The organism is Pseudomonas sp. GW822-FHT02E03 (assembly GCF_058802325.1).
The window spans coordinates 94,936-108,275 of sequence record NZ_JBXAOA010000016.1 but is presented as its reverse complement, the minus strand read 5'-3'; the positions used below and the strand labels follow the sequence as shown (position 1 = coordinate 108,275).

The following is a 13,340-nucleotide window of genomic DNA, read 5'->3' as shown; positions in this document are numbered from 1 at the left end:
TCCGTTAAGAATTGCCTTTGATACTCCTCCCGAACTTACCCAGGGAGGCGTTCTTGCCCATGCCCGATTTCGACTGGAACATCCCTCTGCCCCTGCACTTCGGTCAAGCCGAAACCCCGCAGATGAGTCTGGCAAGAGCCTTGCCGGACGATCCCCAGCGTCCGGTCTTCGAAGCCTTTATCCAGCAGCGTTTTCGAAAGGCCCACGGCGCCGACATCCGCCAATTCATGCCGCAGCTGTTCGGCATGAGCGATGCGTCAGGCACGCTGTGTGCGGTGGCTGGCGTACGACTGGCCAGTGCCGAACCCTTGTTTCTGGAGCGTTACCTGGACGAGGCGATTGATCCGCTGATCAGCGACACCGCCGGCCAACCCGTGGACCGGGCCGGTATCGTCGAGGTCGGCAACCTCGCCGCCAGCGATACCGGCAGTGCGCGCCTGAGCATCATCGCCATCACCTACCTGTTGGCCATGGGCGGGCTGGAATGGGTGGCGTTCACCGGCAACATCGGGCTGGTGAACAGTTTTCATCGCCTGGGCTTGAAGCCGGTGACGCTCTGCGCCGCCGATCCTGCGCGGCTGGGCGACGACCGTCACCTCTGGGGCAGTTATTACGAGAGTCAGCCATGGGTGCATGTCGGCAACATCCGCGCCGGTTTCATCCATTTGCGCAATATCGGTCTGTTCAATCGCCTGGGATTGCCGACGGCCCTTGAGGAGTCCAGCCATGTCGCCTGAAATGGAGCGGTTCAAGCAGACCCTGCGCAGTCACGCCGAGCGCAAGACCAACGCCATCGCCTTGTGGGGCGATCAGTTGAAACTGGACTATGCCACGCTGTACGCCGAAGTCATGTATCGCCAGCAGCGTCTGCGCGATGAGCACGTCAAAGTGGTTGCGCTGGCCCTGGACAACGGCATCGAGGCGATGCTCTGGGATCTGGCCGTCCTGTTCGAAGGCCTGACCTGCCTGACGCTGCCGCCCTTCTTCAGTCCGGCACAACGCAATCATTGCCTGCAACAGAGCCAGGCGACACTGGTGATTGCCGAACCGGAACTGGAAGCCGAACTGCAAGCAGCCGGCTACGAGAAGACCGGCGAATTCTGGCGTCGCCCTTTCAGCGGCCCGAACCTGATACCCGAAGGCACCGCCAAACTGACCTTTACCTCAGGCACCACCGGTACGCCCAAAGGCGTGTGCCTGAGCGCCGAGAGCCTTTTGCGAGTGGCCCGTGAGCTGGATCAGGCAAGCAAACCCACCGATCCACGGCATCACCTGGCGCTGCTGCCCCTGGCGATTCTGCTGGAAAACCTCGGTTGTTACGCCGCGCTGTATGCCGGCGCGACCTTGAGCGTACCGAGCCAGAAAACCCTGGGCATTCAGGGTGCCAGCGGTGTCGATGTGCCGCGGCTGTTGGGCTGTCTGGCCGCCCGAAAACCGGAAAGTCTGATCCTGGTGCCGCAGTTGCTGCTGATGCTGGTCAGCGCCGCCGAGCAAAAAGCATTCAACCCCCAATCGTTGCGTTTTGCTGCAGTCGGTGGTGCACGGGTTAGCGAAGAATTATTGCATCGCGCCCAGCGCATCGGCATCCCGGTCTATGAAGGTTACGGGTTGTCGGAATGCTCGTCGGTGGTGTGCCTCAATCGCCCGGGCGCGCGCCGCCCTGGTAGCGTTGGCAGGCCCCTGCCCCATGTCGGGATTCGCCTGGCCGACGATGGTGAAGTGCTGGTGAAGGGCTCGACCCTGCTCGGCTATCTGGGGCAATCCCCCTTGCGCGATGATTGGTGGCCGACCGGCGATCTCGGCGAGTTCGACCCGGAAGGTTTTCTCTACCTCAACGGGCGCAAGAAGCATCAGTTCGTCACCAGTTTCGGCCGCAACGTCAATCCGGAATGGGTCGAGGCCGAACTCACTCAGCGTCGCCACATCGCTCAGGCGTTCGTCTACGGCGAAGCGATGCCAACCAACCACGCCCTGCTCTGGCCCCATCGGCCGGACTGCACCGATGAAGAGCTGGCCGCCGCCGTGGCCCAGGCCAACGAGGCCTTGCCCGATTACGCCCAGGTTCATCACTGGACCCGTCTCGATCAACCATTCAGCGCCGCCAACGGCTTGCTGACCGCCAATGGCCGACCGCGCCGCGACGCCATCGTCGAGCGTTACCGGGCGCAGCTCACTGACTTCGTTTTTTCCGAGGAATCCGCATCATGAGTTTTTTCGACACACTGCAAGAAGCCACCCAGCAGGAACGCCACGAGTTGTTCAACCTGCCGATCATCCGTGATGCCCTTGAGGGTAAGGTCAGCCTGGAGAGCTACCGCGCCTTCCTCGCCCAGGCCTACTACCACGTGCGCCATACCGTGCCGTTGATGATGGCGTGCGGCGCACGTCTGCCCCAGCGGCTGGAATGGCTACGCAAAGCGGTGTGCGAGTACATCGACGAGGAGTACGGCCACGAACAGTGGGTACTCGACGACATCGCAGCCTGTGGCGGTGACAAAGAGGCGGTGCGGGACGGTCGTCCATCGCTGCCGATCGAGTTGATGGTCAGCTTCCTCTACGACCTGATTGCCCGGGACAACCCGGTGGGCCTGTTCGGCATGGTCAACGTGCTGGAAGGCACCAGCATTGCCCTGGCCACCCACGCGGCCGGCAGCATCCGCGAGCGCCTGGCACTGCCGGAAACCGCCTTCAGCTACCTGAGTTCCCACGGTTCGCTGGACATCGAACACATGCAGACCTACCGCCGGCTGATGAACACACTCCAAGACCCGGCGGATCAAGCCGCGGTGATTCATGCCTCGAAGGTCGTTTACACGCTCTATACCGACATGTTCCGTGGCCTGCCCCGCGATGGGGAGAACCTGCATGCAGCTGCATGAAGCCCGTGTGGTTTTGACCGGAGCCAGCGGTGGTATCGGCCTGGCCATCGCCAGCGCCCTGTGTGCCAGTGGCGCGCGGGTATTGGCCGTGTCCCGGCACCAGGAGTCGCTGGAACCCTTGCTCGAACGCTACCCGCTGCACCTGTGTTGGGTCGGCGCTGACCTGACCGTCCCCGGCGACCGACGCAAAGTACTGGCTGCGGCCGAAGCCATCGGTGGCATCAACCTGCTGGTCAACGCCGCCGGGGTCAACCACTTCGCCATGCTCGAACAGCTCGAGGACAGCGAGATCAATGCGATGCTGGCGGTGAACATCAGTGCGCCAATCTGCCTGACCAAGCTTTTGCTGCCACTGCTCAAGCAAGCCGAGAGCGCCATGGTGGTGAACGTCGGCTCGACCTACGGCTCCATCGGTTATCCCGGTTACGCCAGCTATTGCGCCACCAAGTTTGCCCTGCGCGGTTTCTCCGAAGCCCTGCGCCGGGAGCTGGCCGATACCCGGATCAGCGTGCTTTACGTTGCTCCCCGGGCGACCCACACCAGCATGAACAGCCCGGCGGCCCAGGCGCTGAACGATGCACTCAAAGCCAATGTCGACGGTCCACAAACTGTCGCTTCGGCGGTCATCCACGCGATTGCCGGTGACCGGCGCGATGTGTACCTGGGCTGGCCGGAACGCTTTTTCGTCCGCCTGAACAGTCTGTTGCCCCATCTGGTGGACCGTGGCTTGCGCAAGCAGTTGCCGCTGATCCGTCGCCTCAGTCAGAAGCCCGATAACGAGAGTCTCAAACCATGAAAAAAATCGTCACTTGCCTGCTGTTCGGGGTGTTGAGCCAAAGCGTGTGGGCGCTGGACGCCGCCGATCAACAGCGTCTTAATGGCATTCAGCAAAACTGGGCGCACATCCAATACGAGCTGCCCGCCGAACAGCGCACCGCGGCCTTCGAAAAACTCGCGACCCAAGCCTCGGCGTTTACCCAGGAACGCCAATCCCTGGCCGAAGCGTGGATCTGGTCCGGCATTGTCACCAGCAGTTGGGCCGGAGCCCAAGGTGGCCTCGGCGCCCTGAGCAAGGTCAAGGCCGCCAAAGTCGACCTGGAAAAAGCCCTCGCTATTGATCCCAAGGCCTTGCAAGGCTCGGCCTATACCAGTCTCGCGGCGCTGTATGATCGCGTGCCCGGCTGGCCCCTCGGTTTCGGCGATGCCGACAAGGCCGAACAACTGTTAAAGCAGGCCTTGCAGCTGAATCCCGCCGGCATCGACAGTCTGTACTTCTGGGGCGATCACCTTTACCGTCAAAAGCGCTATGGTGAAGCCAGGGACGCACTGCAAAAAGCCCTGCAAGCGGCCCCCCGCCCAGGCCGGGAAAGCGCCGATGCCGGGCGCCGCAAAGAGATCGAAGCGTTACTGGTGGACGTGAACAAAAAACTCAACTGACAGGAGTCCGCGTGCGTTTACTACTGATCGAGGATGACGTGGCCCTCGGCGAGGGCATTCATCAGGCCCTGGGCCGTGAGGGTTACACCGTCGACTGGCTGCAAGACGGCAGCAGTGCCTTGCATTCGCTGCTCAGCGAGACGTTTGACCTGGCGGTGCTCGACCTCGGCCTGCCGCGCATGGACGGTCTGCAAGTGTTGCACCGTCTGCGCGAAAGCGGCGCCAACCTGCCGGTACTGATCCTCACCGCCCGGGATGCCACCGAAGACCGCATCGCCGGGCTGGATGCCGGCGCCGACGATTACCTGATCAAGCCCTTCGACCTGGCCGAACTCAAGGCTCGCCTGCGAGCGTTGTTGCGACGCAGCGCCGGTCGCGCCCAAGTGCTGATCGAACATGCCGGCATCAGCCTGAACCCCGGCACCCAGCAAGTCAGCTATCAAGGCGAGCCGGTGGCGCTGACGCCCAAGGAGTATCAACTGCTCCACGAATTGCTTTCGCCTCCGGGCCGGGTCATGACCCGCGATCATCTGATGCAACTGCTTTACGGCTGGAACGAAGAAGCCGAAAGCAACACTCTGGAAGTGCATATTCATCACCTGCGCAAGAAGTTCTCCACCGACCTGATCCGCACTATTCGCGGTGTCGGGTACCTGGTGGAGGAGCGTCGATGACTTCGATCCGGCGTCGCACCCTGACGCTGATTATTGGCCTGTTGCTGACGGGCCTGGCGATCATCAGCGTGCTCAACCTGCACGACAGCAATCACGAGATTGCCGAAGTCTACGACGCCCAACTGGCCCAGAACGCCCGGCTGCTGCAGGGTGTGATGCGCATGCCGCTGGCCAGCAACGAACACGCCGAACTGTATCAAGCGTTCAACAAGGCCTTGAGTGAAGCGGTGCCGAGAGTCGATGGTCATCCCTATGAAAGCAAAATTGCCTTTCAGGTGTGGAATCGCAAGGGCGAAGTACTGGTGCACACCGCCAGTGCGCCCTCCTTCACGGCGCCGCCGACGAAATCCGGCTTCAGCGATGTGGTGGATCTGCACAACCGCCATTGGCGGGTGTTCATGCTCGAAGACAAACAGAATGACCTGCGCATCTGGGTCGGTGAACGGGACGATGTGCGTGCGGACCTGGTAGACCGGATCGTACGTCATACCCTGTGGCCCAATGTGCTGGGTAGCCTGATATTGGCTGCCATGGTCTGGCTGGCTATTGGCTGGGGGCTCAAACCCCTGGCCAATATGGCGCAAACGTTGCGGGCACGGCACAGTGGTTCTCTGGAGCCGTTGCAACTGACCCCGTTGCCCAGCGAACTGGAACCGATGCAGGCAGCGCTCAACCGCATGCTCGCGCAAATTCAAGAGGTACTTGGCCGCGAGCGGCGCTTCATCGCCGACGCCGCGCACGAATTACGCACGCCGCTGGCGGTGCTGCGGGTGCATGCGCAAAACCTGCAGGAAGCCGGCACGGAACAGGAACGTCGTGAGTCCCTGGCGTTTCTGATTGCCGGGGTCGACCGCACCAGCCGCCTGGTCAATCAGTTGCTGACCATGGCCCGTCTCGAACCCAAAGCCGTGGCACCGGTGGAGCAAAGCATCGACCTGAGCGAAACGGTGCGCGCCAGTCTGGCCCAACTCACGCCCTGGTTGTTGAGCAAGAACCTGGAGCTGGCCTTCGATGTCGCTGACCAGCCCTTTGAAGTGCTTGCCGACGCCGCCGCCATCGACATCGCCCTGAACAATCTGGTCACCAACGCCGCGAATTTTTCGCCGGAGCATGGCGTCATCACCGTGCAATTGAGCCAGGAGGAAGGGTTCTACAACTTGAGCGTCCAGGACCAGGGGCCGGGCATCGACGAAGCGGATCGCGCACGGTTGTTCGAACGCTTTTACAGCCGTGGAAATACCGGGGGCGCCGGGTTGGGACTGACCATCGTCAGCACCATTGCGACGCGGCTGGGTGGGCGGATTACGCTGGTCAACCCACCTGAAGGCGGGCTGCGGGCGACCCTGTCGATTCCTGATGGCCAACACCACAACCCTGCGCAACGGACGTCCAATGGCTGAATGTCTGTGCGCCGAACGCAGGTTTGATCATGGTGAAACTCCCGATTGTTCATTAGGAGCTAGCTGCATCACTTGCAGATGATGGGTGGCAGCTATGCGCGGGTCTGCAAGACCGGGAAACCAGGAACCCGGCAGATCCGAAGATCTCCCGTACAAAGCCGCCATTTCGCGGACATAAACGAGCGTCCTGCGGCAGGGCTATGCGACTGGTATTCCGGCGGGCCTGCAGACCCGATCACTGATGGGCAGTGACGGGAATCAAGTTACCGACGGCCCCCTAGACGCACAAGCCGGCGGATTCTGTCTTACGTGTAGGGGGTGGCGCAAGGCCTTGTAGCCTTTGGATGGTAACGGAAAGCTTCATTTAAACGATCGCGTTTTTTCTTGTTAAAATGGGCTGTGGGCTAGGTTGGTGAACTCGCCAAATAATGCGCAACCAAAGCATTGGCATGCCCGTGACCCATACCGTGTTCAGCCTTCAGCCAAGCCACCATTTCCATATGTTTCTTGCCACTCACTGTTCCGAGCAGATCCAGCCAATGGTCGATTGGCTGGCCGTACTTTTTTTCAATTGAGGGGAAGTACGACGCCGGCCCTTTCACTTTTGTATCTCCGGTCATGCTGCAAGCTCCCTTGTTCGCGACGGAGTGTCGGTGGACGCTCCTTGTCTTCATCCCAAGAATTGAAGTCCAGGACGGCTGCGTAGTCCAGCGCAAACAAGCTCGCCGTTAATAAGCAATGATTAAAGTTATCGCGAAGCGCTCTAATGAACTGTCAGTTCTAACAGGTCACTTTCAGTTTGGCCGGGGCTAAGCTGCCCCCACTGGAATGAATTGAGGTGTTCATCATGTCCCGAAATCGTTACCTGTTGCCGCTGGGCGTTCTCTTGTTGGCAATGCTACCGGTGTTCCGCGATGTCCAAGGCGGCCAGTGGATACCCTTACGATCCGAAGTGAACTTTCAATGCGACAACGGCATCACGACGCCGGGTTACAGCATTTATGTTGTCGGTAACCGTCCAGAGTTAGGGAATTGGGATCCGACCAAGGCCGTAAAGCTCGCCCCTACTTCCTACCCTACATGGACCGGCAAGGTACTTTTCCCAGGCACGGACGACGGCAAAGATGTGGAATGGAAGTGTATCGTGCGCCACGAGACCATACCGACCGACGTGCAAAAGTGGCAGGACGATCCCAACAACATAGTGAAAGTGACTTTCACAATAACGAGTGTCGGCACGTTTTGAGGCGTGCGTGAACATATGGAAAAATGAATCTGACACTCTTCCAAGATCAAAAGATCGCGGCCTTCCGGTAGCTCCTACACCTCTCCCTTAGGAGCCGCAGAAGGCCGCGATTTTTTGATATTTACTATCCCAGCAACAACCCCTGCTCGCGCTCACACAACTCCACCACGTAATCCCACAGCACCCGCAATCGCACGGATTTGTGCAGCTCGCGCCGCGTACTGATCCAGTAACTGCGCTGGATGCTTTCATCCGGCAACAACGGCACCAGTTGGGGATCGGCGCTGGCCATGTAGCACGGCAGCACAGCAATCCCCAACCCCGAGCGCGCGGCCTGTTGCTGGGCGATGACGCTGGTGCTGTGAAAGACCACCTGGGGGTTGCGGCAGAAGCTGTTGAGGAACATCAGTTCCTGGCTGAACAGCAAGTCGTCGACGTAGCCGATCCACGCATGACGGCCGAGGTCTTCGCGGCTGTGCAGTGGTGGCGAGCGGTCCAGATAGGCCTGGCTGGCATAGAGCGCCAGTCGGTAATCGGTGAGTTTGCGGGTGACCAGCATGTCGGCAGCCGGGCGTTCCAGGTGGATGCTGATCTCCGCTTCGCGGTTGAGGATGCTGACGAAGCGCGGCACCGCCACCAGCTCCACTTCCAGCCCCGGATAGCGTTCGAACAACCCGTTCATGCGGCTGGCGAGGAACATGATGCCCAGCCCTTCCGTCACCCCGACGCGGATCTTGCCCAGCGGCGCGGATGACTGGGTGATTTCTTCCTGAGCCAGCAGCGCGACGTTTTCCATGGCTTCGGCGTGTTTGAGCAGTGCTTCGCCGGCCGGGGTCAATTCGTAGCCCTGGGCATGCTGGACGAACAGCGCAGTGCCGAGGCTTTTTTCGATGGCTTCGATGTGCCGGGCCACGGTGGCGTGGGTGGTGTTCAAACGGCGGGCGGCGGTGAGCAAGCGGCCGCTGCGCTGCAATTCGAGAAAAAACCGCAGGTCATTCCAGTCGAACATGAACCATCCTTGACGTTATGCCGTTAATGACGCTGTTTAAAAACGCACAGCGGCTGCGCAAAAACTAACATTCTTTTAACGAAAGCTAACAACTAGGATGACCGACAACAAGAACAACAACACGAGGTCAGGGATGCAGACTTCCCTTGATGAATACGACTACATCGTGGTCGGCGCCGGGCCGGCCGGTTGTTTGCTGGCCAATCGACTATCAGCCAACCCGCAGCACCGGGTGCTGCTGCTCGAAGCCGGCGGCCGCGATAACTACCCGTGGATTCACATCCCGGTGGGTTACCTGTTCTGCATCGGCAATCCGCGCACCGATTGGTGCTTCAAGACCGAAACGCAACCGGGCCTGCAAGGCCGCGCCCTGAGCTACCCGCGCGGCAAGGTGCTCGGCGGCTGTTCCTCGATCAACGGCATGATCTACATGCGTGGCCAGGCCGGCGATTACGACGGCTGGGCGGCCGAGGGCAATGCCGGCTGGGGCTGGCAAGACGTGCTGCCACTGTTCAAGCAAAGCGAAAACCATTTTGCCGGCGACTCGGAATTTCACGGCGCTGCCGGGCAATGGCGAGTCGAGCGGCAGCGGCTGTCGTGGCCGATCCTTGATGCGTTTCGCACGGCAGCCGAGCAAAGCGGCATCGCCAGCATCGATGACTTCAATCAGGGCGACAACGAAGGCTGCGGCTACTTCCAGGTCAATCAAAAAGCCGGGATCCGCTGGAACGCGGCCAAAGCGTTTCTCAAACCGATCCGCCAGCGCGCCAATCTGACGGTGCTGACCGACGTCGAAGTGGACCGCGTACTGCTGGAAAACGGCCGTGCCTCGGCGGTCAGCGCACGTTGGCAAGACCAGGCGAAAACCTTCAAGGCGCGTAAGGAAATCGTCCTGTGTGCCGGTGCCGTCGGTTCACCGGGCATTCTTCAGCGTTCCGGTATCGGCCCTCGCCCGCTGCTGCAGAAACTGGGCATCGGCGTTACCCATGAACTGCCCGGCGTGGGCGGCAACCTGCAGGATCACCTGCAACTGCGGCTGATCTACAAACTGGAAAACGCCCGCACCCTGAACCAGATCGCCGGCACGCTGTGGGGCAAGATGGGCATGGGCCTGCGTTATTTGTATGACCGCAGCGGCCCGCTGTCCATGGCCCCGAGCCAACTTGGTGCCTTCGCCCGTTCGGGGCCGGAGCAAACCTCGGCGAACCTCGAATACCACGTGCAACCGTTGTCGCTGGAGCGTTTCGGCGAGCCGCTGCACGCCTTCCCCGCGTTCACTGCATCGGTCTGCGATCTGCGTCCGCAAAGCCGTGGCCGGATAGACATTCGCTCCGCCGACCCGCGGGAAGCGCCGCTGATTCAGCCCAACTACCTGAGCCATCCTGAAGACTTGCGAGTAGCAGCTGACGCCATCCGCCTGACCCGCCGCATCGTCTCCGCACCCGCCTTGCAAGCGTTCAAACCGGTCGAGTACCTACCCGGCGACAGCTTGCAGAGCGAAGAACAATTGCACGAAGCCGCCGCCCGGATCGGCACGACGATTTTCCACCCGGTGGGCACCTGCCGGATGGGCAACGATGCGCACGCGGTGGTCGACGCCGAGTTGCGCGTTCACGGCATCCCAGGGCTGCGCATCGCCGACGCCTCGATCATGCCGCGCATCACCTCGGGCAATACCTGTTCGCCTACGCTGATGATCGCTGAGAAAGCCGCGCAACTGATGCTCAGCCCCAGCACAAGGAGCCTCAACCCGCAGAAGGAACTGCTGAGCAACCCACTGTAGGAGCGAGGCTTGCCCGCGAAGAACGATGACGCGGTGTGTCAGGTCTGACGCCTTCGCGAGCAAGCTTCGCTCCTACAAAGATCGACGTACACCCCGCTTTATGGATAAACGCGGCACCCGCCCACAAGGCTGGTGCCGACAGTGGAACAACAAAAACAATCACTGTGAGGGATACCGATATGTCAGAACATGTTCAGCCCATGGAAGCCGTCCGCAGCGCCGGCACCAGTCAGGAAACCCAGAAAGTCATCTTCGCTTCGTCCCTCGGGACGGTGTTCGAGTGGTACGACTTTTTCCTCTATGGCGCCCTCGCGGCGGTCATCAGCAAACAGTTCTTCGCCGGGGTCAACGACACCACGGCGTTCATCTTCGCGCTCATGGCCTTCGCCGCCGGCTTCATCGTGCGGCCATTCGGTGCGCTGGTGTTCGGACGCTTGGGGGACATGATCGGGCGTAAATACACGTTCCTTGCAACCATCGTCCTCATGGGGGTGGCGACGTTCTGCGTCGGCTTACTGCCCACCTACGCGAGCATCGGCATTGCCGCGCCGATCATCCTCGTGGTGTTGCGCATGCTTCAGGGCCTGGCACTGGGCGGTGAGTACGGCGGCGCTGCCACTTACGTCGCCGAACACGCACCAATGGGCAAACGCGGTTTCCACACCAGCTGGATTCAGTCCACCGCCACCCTCGGCTTGCTGCTGTCGCTGCTGGTGGTGCTCGGCTGCCGCTACTTCACCGGCGACCAGTTCGAAGTCTGGGGCTGGCGCATTCCGTTTCTGTTTTCGATCGTGCTGCTGGGCATCTCGACCTGGATCCGCCTGAGCCTGCATGAATCGCCTGCGTTCGTGAAAATGAAAGAAGAAGGCAAGCTCTGCAAGTCGCCGCTGCGCGATTCCTTCGGCAAATGGGACAACCTCAAAGTGGTGCTGATTGCGCTATTCAGCATCAACGCCGGGCAAGCGGTGACCTTCTACGCGGCACAGTTCTACGTCCTGTTCTTCCTCACCCAGTTCCTGAAAATGGACCCGGCCCTGGCCAACAGTTTGCTGATCGTCAGCGTGATCATCGGCGCACCGTTCTTCATCTTTTTTGGCTGGCTGTCGGACAAGGTCGGGCGCAAACCGGTGCTGATGATCGGCCTGTTGCTGGCCACCGCGCTGTACTTCCCGATCTTCAAGACCCTGGCCCATTACGCCAACCCGGCCATCGACCAGGCCAGCCGCCAGGCACCGATCACCGTGCTGGCCGACCCGGCCACCTGCACCTTCCAGTTCGACCCGGTGGGCAAGGCTAAATTTGATAGCCCGTGCGACAAGGTCAAAACCTTCCTGGTCAAACAGGGCCTGCCCTACAACAGCGAAGCGGCCCCGGCCGGCAGCGCCGTGCAGGTGAGTATCGGCGAGGTGAAAATCGATGGCTACGATGAAGCCGCCCTGCGCGGCGCAGTGACCCTGGCCGGGTATCCGTCACAAGCCGACACCCAGCTGATCAACAAACCGATGATCGTGGCGCTGATCGTCGCGCTGATCATCATCTCCGCCATGTGCTACGGCCCGCTGGCGGCGCTGATGGTTGAACTGTTCCCGACCCGCATCCGCTACACCTCCATGTCCCTGCCCTACCACATTGGTAACGGCTGGTTCGGTGGTTTCCTGCCGACGGTGTCGTTTGCCTTGGTGGTGTACACCGGGGATATTTTCTACGGGCTGTGGTACCCGGTGGTGATTACCGGGGTGAGCCTGGTGGTGGGAATGATGTGTTTGCGTGAGACGAAGGATGTGGATCTGGACAAGAACTGACGACGCGAACCTCTAGCCCTGGCTTACCTGTGGGAGCGGGCTTGCTCGCGAAGAGGGAGTGTCAGTCGACATCAATGTTGCCTGGCACACCGCCTTCGCGAGCAAGCCCGCTCCCACATGGATTGCGTTCAGGCAACAAGTCCCTACACCACAATGCTTTCGGTACATCAGGTGTCGAGCACCTCAAACGTCACTTCTTCAGGATAAAACGCCACATACCCGCCAATCTGCGCGACTGATACCTTCGGATGCTCATAACTCCATACCGCATTGGCCCCTTCATGCCCAGGGATTTGCAGGCTGAAATAGCTGGCATCGCCCTTGTACGGGCAATAGCTGGTGTGGTCGGTGCGGGCGAAATATTGTTCGGCAATGTCCTCCCGCGGGATGTAGTACACCGGAGGATAATTGGCCTCATGCATCACCAGCGCCCGAGTGGATGACGCCACTTGAATGCCATGGAACTTCACCACCACGCAGCCGGGTTGAGGGCTGATGGCGATGGGATTACCGGGTCCGGGGGCTTTCATAGAGTAGGATCCTCTGTCGCTGCTGCGCTGTATCCGCGCTCCGACAGGTATACCTCATGTTTCGGTATCGCGACTGCTTCACAGCCGAACGGAGCTTGCTTGCGCTACAGTGAAGCCCCCAAAACAGCATGCCTCACCAGGAGAGCAGCATGGACATTGCCAATATCCCCTTCGGCACCACCGACTGGTCGCAAATCGAACCCACCGAACACCCGGGCGAGACTGGCAGCGCCCTGTGGCGCACCCGGCAGTTCGGCGCGATTCGCGCGCGTATCGTCGAATACACGCCGGGGTATCTGGCCGATCACTGGTGCTCAAAGGGGCATGTGCTGTTTTGCCTGGAAGGGGAACTGCACACCGAACTGGAGGATGGTCGAGTCTTCGTCCTCACGCCGGGCATGAGCTATCAGGTCGCGGACAATGCCGAAGCGCATCGTTCATCCACCGCCATTGGCGCCAGGTTGTTTGTGGTGGACTGACGGCTGTCATCAACCGCAACAGCTTAAGCTGTACATCCATACAGATAAAGATTGCTCCATCGCTCATCAGCCGCCATTCTGTGCACCTCTCGAACACTGAT

The 13,340-nt window shown here is 60.6% G+C and carries 14 protein-coding genes; 11 read left to right on the top strand and 3 right to left on the bottom strand.

The genetic code is table 11. From position 1 onward, the window contains the following. Positions 1-59 precede the first annotated feature (59 nt). From AC1RQB_RS14585 to AC1RQB_RS14555, 7 genes are read left to right on the top strand one after another with little or no spacing between them, the layout of a single operon-like run. Positions 60-737, top strand: a complete 678-nt coding sequence (locus AC1RQB_RS14585) for a thermostable hemolysin (protein WP_063343390.1) — start codon at positions 60-62, stop codon at positions 735-737. Beyond that, on the top strand, positions 727-2,208 hold the full coding sequence (locus tag AC1RQB_RS14580; protein WP_063343389.1) for an AMP-binding protein: 1,482 nt from the start codon (positions 727-729) through the stop codon (positions 2,206-2,208). The genes AC1RQB_RS14585 and AC1RQB_RS14580 overlap by 11 nt, the downstream gene beginning before the upstream one ends. Then, entirely contained in the window at positions 2,205-2,879 is a 675-nt protein-coding gene (locus tag AC1RQB_RS14575) for an iron-containing redox enzyme family protein (RefSeq protein ID WP_063343388.1), read from the top strand. The genes AC1RQB_RS14580 and AC1RQB_RS14575 overlap by 4 nt, the downstream gene beginning before the upstream one ends. Further along, entirely contained in the window at positions 2,866-3,675 is an 810-nt protein-coding gene (locus AC1RQB_RS14570) for an SDR family oxidoreductase (protein WP_063343387.1), read from the top strand. Before AC1RQB_RS14575 ends, AC1RQB_RS14570 begins: the two co-directional genes overlap by 14 nt. Beyond that, positions 3,672-4,316, top strand: a complete 645-nt coding sequence (locus tag AC1RQB_RS14565; RefSeq protein WP_063343386.1) for a tetratricopeptide repeat protein — start codon at positions 3,672-3,674, stop codon at positions 4,314-4,316. Before AC1RQB_RS14570 ends, AC1RQB_RS14565 begins: the two co-directional genes overlap by 4 nt. 11 nt (positions 4,317-4,327) lie before the next feature. Continuing rightward, positions 4,328-4,990 carry a response regulator gene (locus AC1RQB_RS14560; RefSeq protein WP_063343385.1) on the top strand — a complete coding sequence of 221 codons (663 nt, stop codon included), beginning with the start codon at positions 4,328-4,330 and terminating at the stop codon, positions 4,988-4,990. Next, the gene (locus AC1RQB_RS14555; RefSeq protein WP_063343384.1) at positions 4,987-6,390 is read left to right on the top strand and encodes an ATP-binding protein; all 1,404 of its coding nucleotides are present in this window, start codon (positions 4,987-4,989) and stop codon (positions 6,388-6,390) included. Before AC1RQB_RS14560 ends, AC1RQB_RS14555 begins: the two co-directional genes overlap by 4 nt. Positions 6,391-6,794: 404 nt before the next feature. On the opposite strand, the gene AC1RQB_RS14550 is transcribed toward AC1RQB_RS14555, so the two are convergent. Next, positions 6,795-7,010: a DUF4287 domain-containing protein gene (locus AC1RQB_RS14550; RefSeq protein WP_063343383.1), complete on the bottom strand. Its 216-nt coding sequence runs from the start codon at positions 7,008-7,010 to the stop codon at positions 6,795-6,797. Positions 7,011-7,237: 227 nt separating this feature from the next. Between AC1RQB_RS14550 and AC1RQB_RS14545 the strand changes: the two genes are divergently transcribed. Next, the gene (locus AC1RQB_RS14545; RefSeq protein ID WP_219734661.1) at positions 7,238-7,636 is read left to right on the top strand and encodes a carbohydrate-binding module family 20 domain-containing protein; all 399 of its coding nucleotides are present in this window, start codon (positions 7,238-7,240) and stop codon (positions 7,634-7,636) included. 124 nt (positions 7,637-7,760) lie between these two features. On the opposite strand, the gene AC1RQB_RS14540 is transcribed toward AC1RQB_RS14545, so the two are convergent. Then, positions 7,761-8,645, bottom strand: coding sequence for a LysR family transcriptional regulator (locus AC1RQB_RS14540; protein ID WP_063343381.1), 885 nt, complete (start codon positions 8,643-8,645; stop codon positions 7,761-7,763). A 133-nt stretch (positions 8,646-8,778) separates the two neighbouring features. Between AC1RQB_RS14540 and AC1RQB_RS14535 the strand changes: the two genes are divergently transcribed. Both AC1RQB_RS14535 and AC1RQB_RS14530 read left to right on the top strand, forming a co-directional pair. Continuing rightward, positions 8,779-10,428, top strand: a complete 1,650-nt coding sequence (locus AC1RQB_RS14535; RefSeq protein WP_063343380.1) for a GMC family oxidoreductase — start codon at positions 8,779-8,781, stop codon at positions 10,426-10,428. 179 nt (positions 10,429-10,607) lie between these two features. Then, positions 10,608-12,230 carry an MFS transporter gene (locus AC1RQB_RS14530; RefSeq protein ID WP_063343379.1) on the top strand — a complete coding sequence of 541 codons (1,623 nt, stop codon included), beginning with the start codon at positions 10,608-10,610 and terminating at the stop codon, positions 12,228-12,230. Positions 12,231-12,397: 167 nt separating this feature from the next. Here the strand turns inward: AC1RQB_RS14530 and AC1RQB_RS14525 are convergent, their stop codons facing one another. Then, entirely contained in the window at positions 12,398-12,760 is a 363-nt protein-coding gene (locus AC1RQB_RS14525) for a DUF427 domain-containing protein (RefSeq protein ID WP_007907061.1), read from the bottom strand. A 149-nt stretch (positions 12,761-12,909) separates the two neighbouring features. Between AC1RQB_RS14525 and AC1RQB_RS14520 the strand changes: the two genes are divergently transcribed. Next, positions 12,910-13,239, top strand: coding sequence for a DHCW motif cupin fold protein (locus tag AC1RQB_RS14520; RefSeq protein ID WP_007907062.1), 330 nt, complete (start codon positions 12,910-12,912; stop codon positions 13,237-13,239). Positions 13,240-13,340: the final 101 nt, after the last annotated feature.

What these genes read in the sequence shown, in the direction of transcription:
- AC1RQB_RS14585 (WP_063343390.1), top strand. Translation starts at nt 60, where the DNA reads ATGCCCGATTTCGACTGGAACATCCCTCTGCCCCTGCACTTCGGTCAA.
- AC1RQB_RS14570 (WP_063343387.1), top strand. Translation starts at nt 2,866, where the DNA reads ATGCAGCTGCATGAAGCCCGTGTGGTTTTGACCGGAGCCAGCGGTGGT.
- AC1RQB_RS14555 (WP_063343384.1), top strand. Translation starts at nt 4,987, where the DNA reads ATGACTTCGATCCGGCGTCGCACCCTGACGCTGATTATTGGCCTGTTG.
- AC1RQB_RS14525 (WP_007907061.1), bottom strand. Translation starts at nt 12,760, where the DNA reads ATGAAAGCCCCCGGACCCGGTAATCCCATCGCCATCAGCCCTCAACCC.
- AC1RQB_RS14540 (WP_063343381.1), bottom strand. Translation starts at nt 8,645, where the DNA reads ATGTTCGACTGGAATGACCTGCGGTTTTTTCTCGAATTGCAGCGCAGC.
- AC1RQB_RS14575 (WP_063343388.1), top strand. Translation starts at nt 2,205, where the DNA reads ATGAGTTTTTTCGACACACTGCAAGAAGCCACCCAGCAGGAACGCCAC.
- AC1RQB_RS14580 (WP_063343389.1), top strand. Translation starts at nt 727, where the DNA reads ATGTCGCCTGAAATGGAGCGGTTCAAGCAGACCCTGCGCAGTCACGCC.
- AC1RQB_RS14535 (WP_063343380.1), top strand. Translation starts at nt 8,779, where the DNA reads ATGCAGACTTCCCTTGATGAATACGACTACATCGTGGTCGGCGCCGGG.
- AC1RQB_RS14550 (WP_063343383.1), bottom strand. Translation starts at nt 7,010, where the DNA reads ATGACCGGAGATACAAAAGTGAAAGGGCCGGCGTCGTACTTCCCCTCA.
- AC1RQB_RS14530 (WP_063343379.1), top strand. Translation starts at nt 10,608, where the DNA reads ATGTCAGAACATGTTCAGCCCATGGAAGCCGTCCGCAGCGCCGGCACC.
- AC1RQB_RS14545 (WP_219734661.1), top strand. Translation starts at nt 7,238, where the DNA reads ATGTCCCGAAATCGTTACCTGTTGCCGCTGGGCGTTCTCTTGTTGGCA.
- AC1RQB_RS14520 (WP_007907062.1), top strand. Translation starts at nt 12,910, where the DNA reads ATGGACATTGCCAATATCCCCTTCGGCACCACCGACTGGTCGCAAATC.
- AC1RQB_RS14565 (WP_063343386.1), top strand. Translation starts at nt 3,672, where the DNA reads ATGAAAAAAATCGTCACTTGCCTGCTGTTCGGGGTGTTGAGCCAAAGC.